16 protein-coding genes, 6 pseudogenes and 2 riboswitches are annotated in these 19,799 nt (G+C 43.8%); of the genes and pseudogenes, 7 read left to right on the top strand and 15 right to left on the bottom strand.

Annotated elements, in window-relative coordinates; all coding sequences use genetic code 11:
* Positions 1 to 74: 74 nt before the first annotated feature.
* The 8 genes and pseudogenes from TT11_RS08720 to TT11_RS08685 all read right to left on the bottom strand — a co-directional run bounded on the left by TT11_RS08720 (position 75) and on the right by TT11_RS08685 (position 5,305).
* Positions 75 to 545 (bottom strand): hypothetical protein, encoded by a 471-nt coding sequence (locus TT11_RS08720; protein WP_261870065.1) that lies wholly within the window; start codon positions 543 to 545, stop codon positions 75 to 77.
* A pseudogene (locus tag TT11_RS08715) lies at positions 546 to 605 on the bottom strand (hypothetical protein); the annotation flags it as partial.
* 7 nt (positions 606 to 612) lie between these two features.
* Complete coding sequence (locus TT11_RS08710) at positions 613 to 1,269, bottom strand: globin domain-containing protein (protein ID WP_261870064.1); 657 nt, start codon at positions 1,267 to 1,269, stop codon at positions 613 to 615.
* Positions 1,270 to 1,580: 311 nt separating this feature from the next.
* Positions 1,581 to 2,804 (bottom strand): annotated as a pseudogene (locus TT11_RS08705) (VWA domain-containing protein).
* Positions 2,805 to 2,950: 146 nt separating this feature from the next.
* Positions 2,951 to 3,814, bottom strand: coding sequence for a MoxR family ATPase (locus TT11_RS08700; RefSeq protein ID WP_057760758.1), 864 nt, complete (start codon positions 3,812 to 3,814; stop codon positions 2,951 to 2,953).
* A gap of 312 nt (positions 3,815 to 4,126) precedes the next feature.
* A complete protein-coding gene (locus TT11_RS08695; protein WP_261870063.1) occupies positions 4,127 to 4,384 on the bottom strand; it encodes a hypothetical protein in 258 nt (85 codons plus the stop codon).
* Positions 4,366 to 4,635, bottom strand: a complete 270-nt coding sequence (locus TT11_RS08690; RefSeq protein ID WP_261863157.1) for a hypothetical protein — start codon at positions 4,633 to 4,635, stop codon at positions 4,366 to 4,368. Before TT11_RS08690 ends, TT11_RS08695 begins: the two co-directional genes overlap by 19 nt.
* A 349-nt stretch (positions 4,636 to 4,984) precedes the next feature.
* Positions 4,985 to 5,305, bottom strand: coding sequence for a YcgL domain-containing protein (locus TT11_RS08685; RefSeq protein WP_057760762.1), 321 nt, complete (start codon positions 5,303 to 5,305; stop codon positions 4,985 to 4,987).
* 249 nt (positions 5,306 to 5,554) lie between these two features.
* Positions 5,555 to 5,694: riboswitch (glycine riboswitch) on the top strand.
* A gap of 71 nt (positions 5,695 to 5,765) precedes the next feature.
* Positions 5,766 to 5,913, top strand: a riboswitch (glycine riboswitch).
* Positions 5,914 to 6,081: 168 nt separating this feature from the next.
* Here TT11_RS08685 and gcvT point away from each other — a divergent pair.
* The 5 genes and pseudogenes from gcvT to TT11_RS08660 all read left to right on the top strand — a co-directional run bounded on the left by gcvT (position 6,082) and on the right by TT11_RS08660 (position 12,749).
* Positions 6,082 to 7,276: pseudogene (gene gcvT, locus TT11_RS08680) on the top strand (glycine cleavage system aminomethyltransferase GcvT).
* A gap of 117 nt (positions 7,277 to 7,393) precedes the next feature.
* Complete coding sequence (gcvH, locus tag TT11_RS08675; RefSeq protein WP_057760766.1) at positions 7,394 to 7,774, top strand: glycine cleavage system protein GcvH; 381 nt, start codon at positions 7,394 to 7,396, stop codon at positions 7,772 to 7,774.
* A 339-nt stretch (positions 7,775 to 8,113) separates the two neighbouring features.
* Positions 8,114 to 8,874, top strand: a pseudogene (locus TT11_RS08670) (nitroreductase family protein).
* An 85-nt stretch (positions 8,875 to 8,959) separates the two neighbouring features.
* Positions 8,960 to 11,850: pseudogene (gcvP, locus tag TT11_RS08665) on the top strand (aminomethyl-transferring glycine dehydrogenase).
* Between the two features lie 209 nt (positions 11,851 to 12,059).
* Positions 12,060 to 12,749, top strand: coding sequence for a triacylglycerol lipase (locus tag TT11_RS08660; RefSeq protein ID WP_261870061.1), 690 nt, complete (start codon positions 12,060 to 12,062; stop codon positions 12,747 to 12,749).
* A gap of 50 nt (positions 12,750 to 12,799) precedes the next feature.
* Here the strand turns inward: TT11_RS08660 and TT11_RS08655 are convergent, their stop codons facing one another.
* The 6 genes and pseudogenes from TT11_RS08655 to TT11_RS08630 all read right to left on the bottom strand — a co-directional run bounded on the left by TT11_RS08655 (position 12,800) and on the right by TT11_RS08630 (position 16,717).
* Positions 12,800 to 13,159, bottom strand: coding sequence for a hypothetical protein (locus tag TT11_RS08655; protein ID WP_261870060.1), 360 nt, complete (start codon positions 13,157 to 13,159; stop codon positions 12,800 to 12,802).
* Positions 13,129 to 13,743, bottom strand: coding sequence for a hypothetical protein (locus tag TT11_RS08650; protein ID WP_261870058.1), 615 nt, complete (start codon positions 13,741 to 13,743; stop codon positions 13,129 to 13,131). The genes TT11_RS08655 and TT11_RS08650 overlap by 31 nt, the downstream gene beginning before the upstream one ends.
* Positions 13,658 to 14,155 carry a hypothetical protein gene (locus tag TT11_RS08645; protein ID WP_261870057.1) on the bottom strand — a complete coding sequence of 166 codons (498 nt, stop codon included), beginning with the start codon at positions 14,153 to 14,155 and terminating at the stop codon, positions 13,658 to 13,660. Before TT11_RS08645 ends, TT11_RS08650 begins: the two co-directional genes overlap by 86 nt.
* A 127-nt stretch (positions 14,156 to 14,282) precedes the next feature.
* Positions 14,283 to 14,885, bottom strand: coding sequence for a recombination mediator RecR (gene recR / locus TT11_RS08640; protein ID WP_261863152.1), 603 nt, complete (start codon positions 14,883 to 14,885; stop codon positions 14,283 to 14,285).
* 117 nt (positions 14,886 to 15,002) lie between these two features.
* Positions 15,003 to 15,332: a YbaB/EbfC family nucleoid-associated protein gene (locus tag TT11_RS08635; RefSeq protein WP_045445429.1), complete on the bottom strand. Its 330-nt coding sequence runs from the start codon at positions 15,330 to 15,332 to the stop codon at positions 15,003 to 15,005.
* A 111-nt stretch (positions 15,333 to 15,443) separates the two neighbouring features.
* A pseudogene (locus TT11_RS08630) lies at positions 15,444 to 16,717 on the bottom strand (O-succinylhomoserine sulfhydrylase).
* A 420-nt stretch (positions 16,718 to 17,137) separates the two neighbouring features.
* Here TT11_RS08630 and TT11_RS08625 point away from each other — a divergent pair.
* On the top strand, positions 17,138 to 18,772 hold the full coding sequence (locus TT11_RS08625; protein WP_261870055.1) for a phospholipase D family protein: 1,635 nt from the start codon (positions 17,138 to 17,140) through the stop codon (positions 18,770 to 18,772).
* Positions 18,773 to 19,090: 318 nt separating this feature from the next.
* Positions 19,091 to 19,534 carry an MFS transporter gene (locus TT11_RS08620; protein WP_261870054.1) on the top strand — a complete coding sequence of 148 codons (444 nt, stop codon included), beginning with the start codon at positions 19,091 to 19,093 and terminating at the stop codon, positions 19,532 to 19,534.
* Positions 19,535 to 19,616: 82 nt separating this feature from the next.
* Here the strand turns inward: TT11_RS08620 and TT11_RS08615 are convergent.
* On the bottom strand, positions 19,617 to 19,799 hold a 183-nt coding region (locus TT11_RS08615), incomplete at its 5' end, for a hypothetical protein (RefSeq protein ID WP_261870052.1).

The raw sequence follows: 19,799 nt of genomic DNA, 5'->3' as shown, positions 1-19,799 counted from the left end.
GCTTGTACAAATAGTACATTTAAGGAGGGTAACGCCGTAGCGGTTTAGTAGTTCACCGACTATATGTTAAAAACTTAACCACCCAAGCTCATCTTAGGGCCAAACGGTTCGTAGTGGACACTATCGACCCCATGATCTAATGCTACTAACCCATCAATCATGCTTTCCATAAACGGCATCGAGCCGCACACATAGATATCAGCAGGCTTAGGCAAGGTAGCAAGCCATGTCTCATCTAATAACTGCCCAGACTCAAAGTAAAATATATGCTTTTCTACACTCTCAGCCTGTTCGAGTAATTTATTAACTTGATCAGAAAAAGCATGATGAGCGATATTTTGACAAGCATAAACCCAAATAATAGGTCGTTTAGGATTGGCTAATACTTGCGCCTCTAGCATAGACAGTACAGGCGTCACCCCGACTCCTGCACTCATCAATACCAATGGAATATCATTTTGCTGTACCAAATCTTGATTGAGCGCGAAGTCACCAGCTGGTGCCGATAATAAAACCGTGTCACCGACTTCTAGTTGATCATGCATATAGTTAGAAACCAACCCATGATGCTCATTACGGTTATCACGTCGAACAGCAAACTGAATGCCTGCATCAGTACTGGCAGAGTATAAAGAATAATGACGTAAGTATATGGTCGCTGTCTTTTGGGTCTGTTTTCACCGTGATGTATTGACCAGCGGTTAAGGTCAATTTGCTCAGGTCAATATCTTGATTACTATCTTCATTGTCGTTCACTGGCACTACTGTAAAGGCTGCGATATCCGTAGCAGCCGCTACCTTTTCGGTCACTTTAAAAGGCGCAAACCCCTGCCACATTGCTTCTTCATACATGCCATGTTCAATCTGGATAAACACGGAGGCGATCTCATCATAAGCTTCTGTCCAAGCGGTAATGATGTCGTCAGTGGCTGCCTCTCCTAGCACTTCTTTTATCGCCCCAATTAGATGTTTGCCGACGATAGGATAATGCTCAGGTAATATCTGTAAGGCTCTATGTTTATGGCTAATCTGGGTCACTTGTGGCAATAGCGTAGCCAGTTTGTCCAAGTGCTTGGCAGCGGCCAATACTGTCGTTGCTAGCGCCGTCTGCTGTCTTCCCAATTTTTGATTGGTTTCATTAAAAATATCTAACAGCTCAGGATGCTCATTAAACATATTTTTATAAAACACAGTGGTAATCGCAACGCCATGCTCTTCGAGTACAGGAACAGTTGCGGTGACGATTTCTAACGTTTTTGGTGAGGCCATGTTGTTTCTCTTAGTCATTAACTGCATTGATAAATTGAGATGTTAAAAATAATCCGTCTAAACTGGCAATAATGAGCGGACCTTTTTACAGTGTCATCAAAATTTTTAGCAAATCAATTCAGAATATTGATAACATTCATTTAAAATGAATGTTATCACACTTTACTAGGCATACCAATATACAATCAATATAGAGTTCATCTGCATCAATAAAAAAAACAGCCGCTATGTTGTCATAACGGCTGTTGTTATAAGAATTCACTCTATGTTAACAGGCTTTATTTATTCATCAATCGGGCTGAATATCAAAATTACCGTGCCATATATTGAGTCATTTCTTCAACACCATGTAGCGTCATCGGATACATCTTATTTTCAAACAGTTTTTTAATTTCAACGATGGTTTGCGTATATTGCCAATACGACGGGTTTTCAGGATTGAGCCAAGTGACTTTATCAAAATGCTCCAGTACACGCTTTAACCATACGATGCCCGCTTCATTATTCATATACTCTACGCTGCCGCCTACTGTCATCAACTCATAAGGTGACATCGATGCATCACCGACGAAGATAACGCGATACTCTCGGCCATATTTATTGAGCAGCTCAAACGTTGGCATCGGTGCACTATGACGACGATTATTGTCCTTCCACACATAGTCATACAAGCAGTTATGGAAATAAAAGAACTCTAAGGTTTTAAATTCATTTTTTGCCGCAGAAAACAGTTTTTCGAGCGCTTCGACATGGATATCCATACTGCCGCCCACATCAAACAACATCAGCACTTTGACGCGGTTACGGCGTTCCGCCTGCATATGTATATCGAGCACACCTTTTTTTGCCGTACGCTTAATCGTCTCATGAATATCAAGCTCATCAGCACTGCCAGTCCGCGCAAACTGACGCAGATTGCGTAGCGCCATCTGAATTTGGCGTGTACCCAGCTGATTGTCATCATCAAGATTGCGATATTTACGCTGCTCCCAGACTTTTGCTGCGCTACGTTTGCGAGACTCGCCGCTGACACGCACGCCTTCTGGATGATCGCCATAGGCACCAAATGGCGAAGTGCCGCCCGTGCCTACCCATTTACTACCACCTTGATGACGTTCTTTTTGCTCTTTTAATCGTTCCTCTAGCGCCTTCATCAGCTCTTCAAGCGAGCCATATTTTTTTCAGTAATCGTCTTTGCTCTTCCGTTAGATTTTTGGGATCGAGCTTCAGATCCAGCCACTCTTTGGGCACGTCCGTTAGCTTGGCCAACAGCTCATCCATATCGAGACTATCGACACCTTCAAAATAATCCGCCATGGCCCGATCGAACTTATCAAAATGGCGCTCGTCTTTGACCATGCACAGTCGAATCAGCCGATACATATCTTCGCGGCTAGCAAAAGTAGTCAGTGCTGGATCTTCAGGATGCGTCTGCATCATCAGCCTTTATCTAACGCGGCATTGAGATCGAGCAGCTCGCGCGTACTGACTGGCACGCCATAAGTACGCAAGGTATAGAATAGTTTGATAAACATAAGAGTCGTATCACTTATTGGCTGATATTATTATCTGGTGATATTGCTGATATCATTAATTGGTACAGTCACAGGTTGAGCGCTTTCGTTGACTTCTACATCAGATATTGGATATAAAAGGTTAAAGCCAACGCAAGCGGCAAACATTAACGACGCATCATATTGGCAAAACGCTGTAATAAACTCACATCTGCCTCGTTTTTGAGCAATGCGCCATATAGAGGTGGAATAGACTTTTCGCCGCGCAGATTTTCTTCTAGCTCGTCCTGAGCCATATCATCAGCAAGTAACAAGGTTAACCAATCAACCAATTCAGACGTTGATGGCGGCTTTTTAAGACCTTGAATACCACGCAGTTTATAGAAGATATCCAATGCATCATTGACCAGTTTTTCTTGAATATCTGGAAAATGTACTTCGATGATTTGGCGCATGGTTTCTTCTTCTGGGAAGTCAATATAATGAAAGAAACAACGACGCAAAAACGCATCTGGCAGCTCTTTTTCATTGTTTGAGGTAATAATAACCACTGGACGCTGCGCCGCTGTAATAGTTTCGCCCGTCTCATAAACATAAAAAGACATCTTATCAAGCTCATGTAGCAAATCATTTGGGAACTCGATATCGGCTTTATCGATCTCATCAATCAGCAGTACGCTACGCTCTGTACTGGTAAAAGCATCCCACAGCTTACCTGGCTTAATATAGTTGGCAATGTCATAAACCTTGTCATCACCCAACTGTGAATCCCGCAGGCGTGATACCGCATCATACTCGTACAGTCCTTGCTCAGCCTTAGTCGTCGATTTGACGTGCCAAGTAATCAGTGGCATGCCCAAACTTTCAGCAACTTCTTCGGCAAGCAATGTCTTACCTGTGCCAGGCTCACCTTTAATCAGCAATGGCTTTTGTAAGGTCATAGCGGCATTTACGGCCAGTTGCAAATCATCGGTAGCAATATAACTACTGGTACCAGTAAAGTTTTGCTTAGTATTGTCAGCTGTGGTCATAATCAGATCTCGATTGTTGTTATAGATGAGTTGTTATAGATGAGTTGTTATAGATGCATAGGTCTAAAACATAAATGACTAATAAAGGATAAATTAGTAAAGAATAAATTAGATTAGCACAGCCTGATGCATTGCCAAAATACTCATGCGTTCGCATTTATTAACAATTGTTATGTGCAATGTATAGTGAGCAATTATTTATATGCCTAATAAACAGTCGAGCACAAAAAAGACACGCAGCGGTGTCTTTTTATTCAGGTATCAAATAACTTTTAAGACAGTAATTTTGTCTCAACGCCTAGCCTATTTTTATCACTTATCAGATGTATCGCTATTCGTTTTCTTATCCAACGTACTGTCTTTTTTTAAGCTTACGTTAGTATCAGGCTGTTCGGTTACGGTAGCGCCTTCTAGCAAATAACTGCCTGTGGTCATTTGTAACGTGGCCTGTGTATCTTCTGCGCTGCGGCTACGGGCTTTATCCAAGCTTGATGCAAATGCGCTGCGTATCAACTGCCATACAAAACCAACAAACAACCCTGCGACCAGTATCACCAATATCGGCAACATATTGCAACCGCGCCTGCGTAATCTTTCATCATCACAGCATAGACGACGCTAATGCTGGCTGGTGCAAGCTCGCTCGGATCGCCAAGTGCAGTACCTGGTGCTAGTAATACCGCAAACAGAACCATCCAGCTCATACCGCCCAATGGTTTTGGCAGTACACGAGCAACGAGTATCCATAGCACTAGTACCAAAACAGCACCGCCAAGATAAGCATACATCGGCAAATCAGCGGGCGGGACATCCTTTACCATTTGCCCCCACCAAATAGCAATCTCACCGAGAATGTCACTGATAGACTCTAGCGGTAAGCTATGTAAGATATTTTTTTAACCAGTCCATGCGTGTTTATTTACCTGCGTTTATCGCCGGTGACACAATCTGTGTCTAGCGGTATATGTGCGTTCTGTAGAACCAGAATGAGGCCAAATACATAATGAACTTGTGCATTATGTAGGCTTATATATGCATTGCGTAGGGTGTCAGTTTATCACGACTTTCTACTCAAATGCATGTGAGCAAATGTGTCGTAGGTTTTTATCAACGCTGTTTTCAAGGTAGCGTACTGATATGTCCTACCACATTTACTCGCTGACAATTCCATTAATTATAGATGCTGTCCTGCGATTCACGAGCGCGCAGCTCTGCTTGGCGGCGCATCACATCTTGCGGCGGCAACTGCACAAAGTAGCCTTGAGACTGTAGTTTTGCCAGTACTTCTTCTTTGTCGACACGAGCGAGCTTATCTTTAGTTGATAAGTCCAAATGCATGACGAACTTACTACGGCCTAAACCTGCACGGAAATCTTTTGGTAATACACCAAGCCAGTCTTTGATTTCATCAGTATCATCAGGATAATCAGGACGCGCAATGTAGATATACATGTCGTCGTGTTTGGGAAATTTATAAATATCGCAATGCATAAAAACCACCTATCAGAAACTATGGGCGTAGGTTAGCATATTTCAGGCAAATACCAGTAGTCGCTTTGCGTTTTGCTATGGTAATTTTTGTCAAAACACACAGATAAAACGCTGATATGAGCGATAAAAATATCGTTGTAAAACATAACCTATTTCATAGACTGCCCTATCAAAACATTATTTCTGTCAAATTTATTTATTTTAATGGCTTTGATGACTTGTAAAAGCGCTTTGAACCTTTCATAATAAAAGCGTTTTTCAGGAGAGAGTTTATCAGCATCGTTTTTGTATTGAACCCTATTGGTTATACAACTATCGCAATTGCTAGATAACCACCGAAGGCGCATCCACCCTGCCAATCGCTCAGGTAAAAGGACTGAAAAACGCATGTCACTGTTGTTTGATAATGTTTAGTAGTATGACGCTCATAGCGCACTACTTTTTTTTATCAAACATAAGGCATAACAAATCTGGAGAGTGGTAAGAACGGACGACGTCTTACCCACCGAAGGGGAGAAAATACGCTATCATCGACGATAGGCTCATACAACTGCCCAAAAATGATGGTTCGTGTTGAAAATCTCAGGTCACAGGACAGATAGGGCTTTAGCTCAAACTGACGTATAGCGTCTGTTTGGCTTACGTCTTCATCTTTGCTTTCTGTGTCACCCTTTGATGTGATATTTGCACCTTGCAATATTGCTTCTCGCTACTTTTACGTTGCGCATCACTCCTTACTCTGCCGAGTACGACTGATGTACACATAAGGATTTGTTATGACTGATACCCATTCTCAAGACATCACTTCTCAAAACGATCAAAGCCAAGCTCCTCAGCGCACCCCTTTTTACCAGTCTCATATTGATAGTGATGGCAAACTGGTCGATTTCTCTGGTTGGGAATTGCCAATTCATTACGGTTCACAAATCGAAGAGCACGAAGCAGTACGTACAGATGCAGGTATGTTTGATGTCTCACATATGGTTGTGACTGATATCAAAGGTGCTGATACCAAAGCATGGCTACAAAAGCTGCTCGCAAACGATGTCAACAAACTCACCACCACTGGTAAAGCGCTATACTCTGGCATGCTCAATGAGCAAGGCGGCGTCATCGATGATTTGATCGTCTACCTGATGAATGCAGAAGAAACTGAGTACCGTATCGTCTCTAACGCGGCCACTCGTGACAAGGACTTAGCACAGTTTAATAAAGTCGCCGAAGGCTTTGATATTACGATTACCGAGCGTCCTGAGCTTGCGATGCTTGCCGTGCAAGGTCCAAATGCTATTGCAAAACTGGCTCAGGCCAAACCAAGCTGGGCAGATACCTTAGCAGCACTAAAACCTTTCGTTGGTGCTGACTTGACCGATATCGAAGGCACCGATTGGTTTGTAGCTCGTACCGGCTATACTGGTGAAGATGGCGTCGAAGTCATTATGCATGCCGATGATGCCCCTGCTTTCTTTGAGCAGCTAAAAGCAAATGGCATCAAACCTGCCGGTCTTGGCGCACGTGATACCTTGCGTATGGAAGCAGGCATGAACCTTTATGGCCATGACATGGACGAGACCATCAGCCCTTACGAGTGCAACATGGGCTGGACGCTAGCGCTCAAAGACGACCGCGCCTTTGTCGGTCGTGAAGCATTGGTCAGCAAACGTAAGCAGTCAAAAGAAGACAACACCGCTATGAAGCAAGTGGGCTTGCTATTGACCACGCGCGGCGTATTGCGTGAAGGCATGACAGTGACTATCAATCAAGGCACTGATAACGAGCAAACTGGCATTATCACCAGCGGTACATTCTCCCCTAGCCTAAAAAAATTCAATCGCGATTGCTCGTGTACCTACCAGCTTATCAGAAGATGACAGCGTACAAGTCGATCTACGCGGCAAAGGTAAATTCGTCGATGTACGCGTACTAAAGCTACCTTTTGTCCGTAACGGCAAGCAACAGTTTGACTCTTAGGTCTTATAAATTCTATCATTAGAGCGCGTTGTCATTTTGCGCGCAATTATAAAAATGGCAACACGCCTAGCCTCCATTATTTTTGTTAATTAACCTCTATCACTTAGGAGAGAGACCATGAGCAACATCCCAGCAGAGCTAAAATATATTGCTAGTCACGAGTGGCTACGCCTAGAAGACGACGGTACGATCACTGTTGGTATCACTGACCATGCTCAAGATCTATTGGGTGATGTGGTATTCGTTGAGCTACCAGATGTGGGTGATATCATCGCTGTTGATGACGAAATCTCAGTTGTTGAATCAGTAAAAGCGGCTTCTGACGTTTATGCGCCTATTTCAGGTGAAGTGATCGCTATCAATGAAGCACTAGAAGATGATCCTGAAATCATCAACTCTGACCCATACGGCGAAGGTTGGTTCTTCAGAATGAAGCCTGACAACATCGCTGACTACGAAGCACTAATGACTGCTGACGAGTACGAAAGCGACTTATAAGCTAAGCATGCTCTCGCAAGACATTAGCATTTGTAAAACTTTAGCTTATACAAAGCACTAGCCCCGACTAAACATCATAGATACTGGCAGCAGCTGGTATCTATACTCTCTATTTAAACGATTTAAAAACCTTTCTTATTAAAAGTATTGGCTCATTGACCATGCTTATTATTTGAAAGCAGCTTTATATGTAGATCTCCAACAATCATTATCCTCCGATGTTATTGCTACCAAGCGTTATCTCATTGACTCGTATTGATCACCTATTCGAATCCCAATGAATACGTGCTATCAATAACGACGCAAACTGATAACCCAATTCTCAGCATGGATCCTAATATGAATGCCAACACCGATAATAAAGACCCCATTGCCACACCAAACCATACACCGCAGCTACAAGCCTTTCGCGATATCGTAGAATCACGCCGTTCCGTGCGCCGTTTTACTGACACGCCCATCCCTGACGACGTACTGGCAGACTGTCTGCGTTTGGCCATGCTAGCACCAAACTCTAGCAACTTACAGCCGTGGGAGTTTTATGTTATCGATGATGCTGACAATCGCAAACGCGCCATCAAAAACTGTATGAACCAAAACGCGGCAAAAACATCGGCGCGCTTAATCGCTATCGTTGCTCGTACCGACATCTGGCATGAGCATGCTCAGCAAATATTGCGCGAATACCCTGATCAGCCAGTTCCTAAAAAAAAGTGAAAGACTACTATAACAAAGTCGTTACGATGGACTTTTTGCGCGGCCCAGCCAACGTGGTTTCGGCTGCAAAATGGGGCGCAACGCAAGTGGTCAGACGCGTAAAAGGCCCAATCAAATCGCCTTATTATACCTTTGAAGACACCAAAAACTGGGCAACCAATAACACCGCGCTTGCCGCCGAAAACCTAATGTTGGCACTACGTGCTCATGGTTTTGATAGCTGTCCTATGGGCGGCTTTGATGAGCCTGCCATGAAAGCGTTGCTCAATCTTAGCGACGACCATCATATCATTATGATGATTGGCGCAGGTGAGCGTGCTGACAATGGCGTTTACAACACCCAGTTCCGCTTTGATCAAAAACAGTTTGTGCATTACGTATAACGTACCGCTCACAGTGTTTCCTTAACTGCTCACAATGTTTTCTTAATTGCTATTTTGTTTATTACTCCCTTAACCAAGGATTGTCATGACTATCTCTCAAAACCCATCGTTTGATACCTTTCAAGGATTGTTCAACGAAGCTGAATTTGTCTATCGCCACTTAGGTTCGAACGAGACCAAGCAAGCTGACCTACTCAGCGCTGTTGGTTATAAAGATATGCAAAGCTTTATCAATGACACTGTGCCTGAGCCGGTACGTTTACACAAAGAGCTGGATTTGCCAGTAGCGATGAGTGAGCATGCGGCACTTGCCAAACTACGCACGATGCAGATGACATCACCGTCAATAAGAGCTATATCGGTCAAGGCTACTCTCCTGTTCGTATGCCTGCCGTCATTCAGCGCAACGTCCTTGAAAATCCAGGCTGGTATACCGCTTACACGCCTTACCAAGCGGAAATCGCTCAAGGTCGTCTAGAAGCACTGCTGAACTTCCAACAAGTATGTATCGATTTGACTGGTCTTGAATTAGCTGGTGCATCATTGCTTGATGAAGCAACAGCAGCGGCAGAAGCGATGGCAATGTCAAAGCGTGTGAGCAAAAGTAAATCAACACAGTATTTCGTCGATGAGCGCGTCTATCCACAGACGCTAGATGTTATTAATACTCGTGCGAAATACTTCGGTTGGGAAGTGGTCGTTGGTGATTTTGAAACGGCTAAATCAGGCGATTATTTTGGTGCACTATTCCAGTATGTCGGTGCTGAAGGTGACGTTAAAGACTTAACAGACGTCATCGCGGCCGTAAAAGAAAACAAAACTTACGTCAGTGTTGTCAGTGACATCATGAGCTTGGTGTTATTGAAATCACCAGCCGATATGGGTGCTGACGTAGCGCTAGGTAGTACGCAGCGCTTTGGTATACCAATGGGCTTTGGTGGTCCGCATGCCGCTTATTTTGCGTTTTCTGATAAAGCCAAGCGTTCAGCACCTGGTCGTATCATTGGCGTATCAAAAGATGCACAAGGCAATACTGCATTACGTATGGCTCTACAAACGCGTGAGCAGCATATCCGCCGCGAAAAAGCCAACTCAAACATCTGCACCTCACAAGTATTACTAGCTAACCTCGCTGGTATGTACGCGGTATACCATGGTCCAGGCGGCGTGAAGCGTATTGCCACTCGTATTCATGCGTTTGCCACTGCGTTTGCTGATGCTATCACAGAATCTAATGACAGCAGCTTGAGCGTGGTACATGATCAATTCTTCGATACAGTCGTCGTTGATTGTGGTTCAGAGAAGCTTGCTACTCAAATCTTTAAAAATGCAGACAACGTTGGCTATAACTTATGGCGTCTAAGCGACACCAAATTAAGCGTTGCCTTTAGTGAAACCAGCGATCAGCAAGATTTCAACACGTTGACTCAGCTATTCGTCAACAAGTCACACGATCTACCTGAAACAGCGCGCGTCTCTCTAGATAGCGCACACCTACGTACGGATGACATTTTGACTCATCCAGTATTTAACTCGCATCACACCGAGCATGAAATGCTACGCTACCTAAAGTCGCTTGAAGACAAAGATCTAGCGATGAACCGCAGCATGATTTCACTGGGTAGCTGTACCATGAAGCTAAACGCCACCAGTGAGATGCTACCGATTACTTGGCCTGAGTTTGCAACGTGCATCCTTTTGCACCGCGCGATCAAGTCACTGGCTATATCGCGATGATCGATAGCTTGCAAGATCAATTAAAAGCCATTACTGGTTTTGATGATGTCTCTATGCAGCCAAACTCTGGCGCCTCTGGTGAATATGCTGGTCTGTTAGCGATTCGCCGTTATCATGAGTCATTGGGCGAAACCAATCGCGATGTTTGCTTGATTCCTATGTCGGCGCACGGTACCAACCCTGCTACTGCATGATGATGGGTATGCAAGTAGTCGTGGTCAAAACTGATGAAAATGGCAACGTTGATATCGATGATCTAACGGCCAAATGTGAAGAATATAGCGACCGCTAGGTGCTCTAATGATCACTTATCCATCGACGCACGGTGTATTCGAAGAAGGCATCCGTCATATCTGTGATTTGACCCACAAGCATGGTGGTCAGGTCTATATGGACGGCGCGAACATGAATGCTCAGGTAGGCATGATGCAGCTGCAGACGTTGGTGCTGATGTACTACATATGAACCTGCACAAAACCTTCTGCATTCCGCATGGTGGCGGCGGTCCAGGCATGGGCCTATCGGTATGAAAGCGCATTTGGCAACGTTTATGGCCAATCATACCTTGAGCCTGTACACAATGCACAAAAGGACTGCTCAGCAGTATCAGCAGCACCTTATGGTTCAGCGAGCATCTTACCTATCTCATGGATGTACATTGCTATGATGGGCCGTGATGGTCTATTAAAAGCAACGGAGTTGGCACTACTAAACGCCAACTACGTGGCAGCTGAGCTAAAAGGTCACTACCCTGTCTTGTATGCAGGCAAAAACGGCCGCGTGGCTCACGAATGTATCATCGATATTCGTCCGTTAAAAGAAGAAACTGGCATCACGGAAAGCGATATCGCTAAGCGCTTGATGGATTATGGTTTCCATTCACCAACGATGAGCTTCCCAGTCGCTGGCACGCTTATGATTGAGCCAACAGAGTCTGAGTCAAAAGAAGAGTTGGATCGCTTTATCAGTGCGCTAAAGTCTATCAAAGCTGAAGCTATGAAAGCCAAAGCTGGTGAAGATAACTGGACGCTAGAAAACAACCCATTAGTCAATGCACCGCATACGGCAGCTATGATTACTAGCGAAGAGTGGACGCATCCATACAGCCGTGAGACTGCTGCATTCCCACTGCCGTACATCCGTGCAAACAAGTTCTGGCCAAGTGTCGCGCGTGTCGATGATGCGTATGGTGATAAGAACCTAATGTGCTCTTGCCCAAGTATCGAAAACTATATGTAATTATTATTTTCGATATTTATTCTCTGTAGTAAAAAAAACCTCCAAGTCAGCAGCTGACTTGGAGGTTTTTATTTGTCTGACTTTTTATCTATTACGTTAGCAGGTAATATTATCAATAAAATAAACGATAAGAACTCAATGTAATAAAAGCTTATATTGATAATAAGCTATTCATCCTAAATTTCTGAAGCAATCATTTGGACACTGCTATGCAACATAAAGCGCCTAAACAAAAAACTCGCGTTATTCTAATACATGGACTACACCAAACCCCATGGATCATGCGACCATTAGCCAAGCGCCTGCAAGCAGCAGGATTTGATACCCATCAGTATGGCTACCGTAGTATGCGTGATGGTATCAAAACCAATAGCGCGCGCCTAAATAGCTGGCTAGAAACAAACCATCACCCAGATCATCCTATAGATTTGGTCGGGCATAGTTTGGGTGGTTTGATCATTCGTGATTTTGTTGCTCAGTATCCAAAATGGCAAATTGGACGTTGTGTGACTCTAGGGACACCGCATATAGGAAGTGTTTGTGCAGATTATATCTGGCGATTGACTCCTGTTGTCGTAGGTCGCTCGTATGTCGACGCACTGGACGGTACAGTCGCGCCATTGCCCAAACATGTGACGCTAGGCGTCATCGCTGGCAACCGACCTTATGGTCTAGGTCAGCTGTTTTTGCAATATCATAATCGCAAACTGCGCAAATCTGACAAGCCACCCCTTAACGAGCAGCTTGCACATGACGGGACAGTATATATAGAGGAGACGAGGATAGAGGCAGCAGCTGATCATATCATCATGCCAGTCTCACATACTGGCATGCTAGTGAACCCAGAGGTTGCCGAGCAGACTCGATACTTTTTAGAGCATGGACGATTTAAACGCTAAGAGCTGTATGAATACTTGAGTGTCAGTTTTCAGTCTTATTAAACGCTGTTTTATTGAACACGAATACCCATGCCCTGCTGCAGTTCAATTTTATGCTTTTTGATGACTGGAATTAAGGTTTTAATAACCCAGTCGTTACGCCAACCTTTTAGCCCTTGTGGCAGTTCGCTCACATCTTTATCAAGAGCAACCACTTCATACAATTGCCCTAGCCATTTTTTACGCATCAATACACTGGCAGGTATACCGATTTCGCGCGCATGCTCATCAATCGCTTGCTGCACTGCTTTTGATAATACTTTATTTTTTGAGCGATATGGTGGCACTAGACATTCTGGATGCTCTGTAGGCGGTAGACTTTTGGCATCTCTGATTACTTTCAGCAGCTCTTCGCCATATAGTCGCAGCATACTACGGTGCATGGTTGTTTTATGTGCCAGCTCTCGCATGCTGTTTGGCTTTTCAGTGACAATCTCTCGTACTGCTTGTTTTTTATCACAAAGGTACGCGGTTGATTGGTCGCACGAGCCAGCTCTTCTCGCCACGTAGCCACACCTTTGAGTATCGCCATTTGCTGTGAGTTATAGCGGTAATCTGCCATCGTTAAATACATCGCTTCATCTTCGACGTGCTGCGTGTCATACAAATCACTGGCATAGAGCTGACAGTCGGCCCAAACATAATCATACAACCCTTGAGCCTTAAGCGCATGTTCAATACTGAGATATAGCGCTGGCAAATAACGCACATCGTCGATGGCATATTGCTCTTGCTCATCTGTCAACGGACGCTGGAGCCAATCAGACTGACTATGTTCTTTATCGATATGCATATCTAGCTGATCGGCCAGTGCCTGCTGATACCCCATTTGCAATTGACCCGTTAGATAAGACAACGCTATTTGCGTATCAAATATATTGGTCAATGGCGGACAACCAGACAACAGATAAAAAAATGCCCAAATCTTCGCCGCAAGCGTGCCAGATAGCCACATCTACTTTGCGTAGCACTTCCCACAGCTCAGTTAGTTGTAGCTGCGGTGCATCCAGTAGATAAACATGATCGCCAGTATTCAACTGCACCAGTGCCAAGCGCGGATAATAAGTATCACGCTTGATAAACTCAGTATCTAAGGCTACGCGTCCGCAAGTCGCTAAGGCATCAATAACTTCATCTAAATCGCCTTGCTTACGTACCCAAGTAATAGCAACGTCATCGGCAATATCCAACAGTGCATCAATATCTAGCACCTCAATATCAGATACTTCAACATCTGGATTATTAGCAGCTGACTCAGATGAAGTGGCTGCTGACATTGGCTCAGTATTAGCGGCTTCTTGTAATAAGCCATCATTGGTATCAGAAGCATTTGATTGAGCTGAGGCGTTTGAAACGTTATTGGACACGGGCAGATACCTGCATTAATAGGAGAAAATAAAACGCTAAACCGCGCCTTAATAAAATTAAAAGATAAACAATAATAAAGTAATTATAGCAATTCCAAGAAATGAATTGGGTAAGACTTTGAAGCAATCAAAACATTATAAAAAAAGAACGATTTTGCATGGCTTGACCAAGCGTCATACTATCCAAATATTCAAGCTCGCCGCCCATCGGGACGCCTTGTGCTAAACGCGTCACTTTATTGACATGGCGACTGACAGCCTCACTAATAAAGTGCGCCGTAGTCTGACCTTCGACAGTCGTACCTGTTGCCAGTATCAGCTCTTCGACAGGTTCTTGCTTCACTCGCCATACGAGCTGATCAATATTTAAGTCATCGGCGCTGACACCATCAATTGGCGATAGATGCCCACCCAACACAAAATAACGACCACGGTAACCAGCTGTCTGTTCAATCGCCATTACATCTGCTGCTGTCTCGACCACGCATAGCAGACTGTCATCACGTCTAACATCTTGGCAAAGCGGACATACAGCCTCATCACTAAAGCTATGGCAACGTTGACATTCAACAATATCACGCATGGCTTCATCTAGTGCTTGGGCGAGTGCCATGCCTTGTGGGCGTTTTTTACTGAGCAGATGTAACGCCATTCGTTGGGCACTTTTTTGACCGACGCCTGGCAATATACGCAGCTGTTTGACCAGCTGATCAAATTTGGCTGTAAGCAAAGTAGCTTCCTTTAGTTGACTTTATCTAACTGAATTTATAAATCGTAGCTATAAAAATGGGGTCGTATCGTATCGATAACAACCCCATTTTTGTCTTCAGTATGAAGTATTTAATGCTTAAAACATGCCTTGCATACCTGGTGGCAGACCCATGCCCGAGGTCGCGCCAGCCATCGTTTCTTCATATAGTGCATCTGCTTGACGAACCGCATCATTGATAGCAGCAGCGATAAGATCTTCGATCATATCTGGCTCATCTTCTAACAGACTTGGATCAATAGTCAAACGCTTAACCACATGACGACCAGTCATCGTTACTTTAACTAGTCCACTGCCCGCTTCTGCTTGCACTTCTTTGTTAGCAAGTTCTTTCTTAGCGTTTTCAACGTTCGCTTCTACTTTCTTTTGCATCGTTTGTGCTTGTTGCATCAATGCTTGAATGTTCATAGTTGCCTCTTTTGTTATTTATGGTTTGTATTTTATGCTAGTGCGTATAGTAATGAATAATTAATAACGTAAAGTTAATGCAATGCGTTAATGCAGATTATACCGTTATCTTTACAAACTGTCTAAACCACGTGCCAAGTCTTTGATAATATCTTCCACATCTTCTAGACCTACCGATAGACGAATCAGACCGTCTTTGACACCAGCTTCGGCACGAGCCTCAGCAGTTAGACGGAAATGCGTGGTGGTTGCAGGATGAGTAATCGTGGTTTTGGCATCGCCCAAGTTATTGGTGATAGAGACCATTTGTGTTGAATCAATCACATGCCACGCCGCTTCTTTGGTATCACGGCTATCAGATGCCTTGACTTCAAAACCCATGATAGCACCATAGCCATCTTTCATATGATGCTGACGTGTGGCAAGCTCGTGTGCAGGATGATCACTCAAGCCTGAAAAGTGTACGGTACTGACATTAGGATGATTGACCAAAAATTCTGCCACTTGATTGGCATTTTGGCAATGCGCTTGCATACGTAATTTGAGTGTCTCAAGCCCTTTGGTAAATACCCAAGCGTTAAATGGCTCATACTAATACCGCCTGAACGTACCACGGTAAAGGCTTCTTGCATGAGCTTGTCGCTACCAACTAGCGCACCGCCAAGTACTCGACCTTGACCATCTAAATATTTAGTTGCAGAGTGAATGACCACATCCACACCCAAGTCTAGCGGGCGCTGCAATGCTGGTGTCGCAAAGCAGTTGTCAACGACGAGTAATATGTCATTGGCCTTACATAGCTGACTCAGATAACCGATATCGCAAATCTGTGCCAATGGATTACTTGGGCTTTCGCAATAAATCACCTTGGTATTTGGTTGAACGGCATTGGCCCATGCTTCATTGTCGAAGCAATCAACGTAGCTGACTTCAACACCAAACTTGGCCATATAATTATTAAACAGACCGATAGATGAGCCGAATAACTGGTTGGCCGCTAGCAAATGGTCGCCCGCTTTTAGGTATGCCAAGCACATGGTTAGGATTGCACCCATACCAGAGGCCGTTGCAACCGCACGTTCACCGTTTTCTAGTGCAGCCAGGCGACGCTCAAAAGTACGTACGCTTGGATTGGTATGGCGAGAGTAAACATTGCCTGTTTTTGTACCGTCAAAATGAGCAGCGGCATCAGCGGCTGAACGATAAACGTAAGAGCTGGTGGTAAAAATAGGCTCTGAATGCTCGCCTTCGTCTGTACGGTGTTGACCTGCCCGCACTGCGATGGTCTGCATGCCATAATCAAGCCCTAAATCTAAGGCATCGTTGCGCCAGTTTGGATCTAACTTGTTCAAACTGCTCTCATCATGGTTTTGCGACTGACTCATAAACTTTCCGTTACTTTGGTTGGTATTTTAATTGAAATAAAATGACTGCTTATTCTTCTGATTATCGACCGAATTTATCAGCGTTATCATATCATGTCGACTTATTCCGCACAGCTGGTTTCAAATGGCCACTAAATATTATTTTCGAATACCAAAGATGTATCAATTCTACTGCTTAAAATATGCCACAGATATAATTAAACACTACTTAAAAAAACAATGGTTTCGTGCGCTAAATCTAACAAAAATAACGTATTTATAATAGGCAGATATCACAACAGCTGTTAAGCTAGCGACGATTTGGACGCAGCCTTAATTGATATTAGGGTAGAACCGTCACCATTGTCATGTTTGAAAATTGCGCAAACCCTTTAATAAGTTGTTTATCAGTATGTTTAGGCTCACTAAGGTAAATTTGTTATGTCACTGTTCAGTCTAGAATCAAGCCACTTATTATTGAGTCTAACACTAGGGCTGACCTTGGCCTTGAGTGCATGCCAAAGCTTGCCCAAGCAGCCGCATCTGCCTGAAAGCCAAGCGTTATCAGAACGTGTACATGAGCTATATTCAGACGAGCAAACGACGCAAGGTGAGACGATTAAGACTAGCAGCACTGACTTGGTCTCTGCTATTAGTGCACAGAACGATATTCATCCTGACTTGTCTGGCTATCACCCAATCGTGACCGGAGCGAATGCTTTTGCGGCACGTAGCATCTTGACAGATATGGCCACGCGCAATATTGATGCGCAATACTATATTTGGCATAACGATCAGGCTGGCCAGCTTCTGTTAAAAGATTTATGGGACGCAGCTGAACGCGGCGTAATCGTGCGCTTATTGTTAGATGATTTTAATAACAGTGCCAAGTTCGATCAGCATTTATTACGCTTTGCCAGTCATCCCAATATCGCGGTGCGCATTATCAATCCTTTGATGCATCGTAAGTTTCCGACGTTGAACTATGTGACTGGTTTGCCGCGTATAAATCGCCGCATGCACAATAAAAGCATGACCTTTGATAAGCAGATTACTATCATTGGTGGGCGTAATATCGGCAACGAATACCTTAGCAATGACCAAAGCAGCCAGTTTGCAGATTTGGATGTCTTACTGATTGGTAAAGTCGTCGCAGATATTGATAACAGTTTTTATGACTATTGGTCATCGCCTTTATCATTCGATATCGAGACCCTAGCGAAATTTGATAATGACGTTACGCCTGATTTTTTAAAGGCCTTAGATAAACTCGGCCTGGATGAAGAAAACAACGAAGGCAGCAGCTTGACGGTTTATAAAGCTGCGATCAAAGACTCTACGATTGATAGTGACTTGATTAATAAGCGTGTGCCCTTTCGTTGGACCGACATGCAGTTCTTGAGTGATGATGTTGGCAAGCTGTCCAAAAGCGTCTCATCTGAGACCAACTTGGTGCATCAACTGCGTACGTTACTCGGTAGCCCAACCAAAAAACTGACAATCATCTCGTCTTATTTTGTACCGACCAAAGATGGCGTCGATACGTTGGTTAAACTGGCTGAAGCTGGTGTCGATATTAAGATATTAACCAACTCATTTGATGCGACCGATGTGACTGCCGTTCATTCTGGTTATAGCCAGTGGCGACCTCGCCTGCTTCGTTCAGGCGTCAAAATATATGAGCTTAAATCGACCGCTGCTGAAGAAAAACGTGACAACAAACTGTGGCGGGCCCGTAGCCAATCTTCGACCAGTTTGCACGCAAAAACGTTTGCAGTAGATGATTATCAAGTCTTTATCGGTTCATACAACGTTGACCCACGCTCTGCCAATATCAATACCGAAATGGGTGTAATCATTAATGATGATGAACTAGCAAGGCAGCTGCATGGTGCTTTGAGCGACGATCTATTAAATCAAGCGTATGAAGTCAAGCTACTAGAAAATGGTAACCTGCAATGGCACACCATGGAAAAAGGCGAAAAAGTAGTTTATGACTCCGAGCCACGAGTAGACATGGGTGACCATGTTTGGCTAACCATTATGTCTTGGTTGCCCATTGACTGGCTGTTGTAGATACATAACTTATTAATTTCGACAGTTCTAGAACATTTAGTTTTGCGACTCAGTTGTATTAAGTAAACAAAGTACCATTCAAAAACTTCTATTTTAAACACCCAACTTATTGTTTCGGCAAATCATCTTTTATATATCTTGATTTGCGTTTTTACCATGGCCGGTTATCCAAACGATGATCGTCTTAATGACCACTTTACTCTGTGGATATGTGATCTATTATGCCGACTCGTTCTCAATACGCCTGATGTCTAAAAAAAAGACAAAAATACAGTCATATTCGTAAGCTTTATCAGCGCTGTAATCTTTTTTGATTTTTTGATTTACTTGTATATCTCAGATATTGTTTCAGCGGCGATTTTTCCTGCTAATGCTGACCCTAGAGTTGCTAAACTGCAAGGAATGGGGCTTTTTGTTATCGGTTATTTAGCACGTCCAATCGGAGGTGTTCTCATCGGTCGTTATGGTGATATAAAAGGTAGAAAGCCAGTTTTATTGCTAAGTATAATAGTTACCGCATGTAGTCTCCTAGCAATGGCATTTTTACCCACTTATGCACAATGGGGGGCTGCTGCGCCTGCCTTATTTATATTGTTAAGAATCATACAGGGTATGGCGTTTGGTCTTTATGTACCGCTATCTTGGGTATTTGTAGCAGAGCATGTGCCCAGACAATATCTGTCAGTTGCCTGTAGCTATGCGACTGCTAGCTTCTTTGTAGGTGTGCTGTTTTCAAATGCCTTTTTTTATGTGGTTATCTAGCTTTATGACGACGACTGAGCTAACTGATTATGGTTGGCGTTTACCATTTTTAGTAGCGGCGGCTCTTAGTTTCTTACCACTCTTATTTTGGCGATTCATCGGAGAAACACCCTTTTTTTCTGGCACTTACAAAATTAAATGCCGGCAAAAACTCAGGCAAGCCGCTTACCATACTCTTTAAACACTGCAAACACTCTGTGTTTGTCGGCATGGTGCTGACGTTAGTGATTTCTAGCATTACCTCTGTGGTTGTTCTACTATTGCC

The sequence above is a fragment of the Psychrobacter sp. JCM 18901 genome (assembly GCF_000586435.1).
In the GTDB taxonomy this organism is placed as follows: Bacteria; Pseudomonadota; Gammaproteobacteria; order Pseudomonadales; family Moraxellaceae; genus Psychrobacter.
This window is presented reverse-complemented; position numbering and strand designations above follow the sequence as displayed.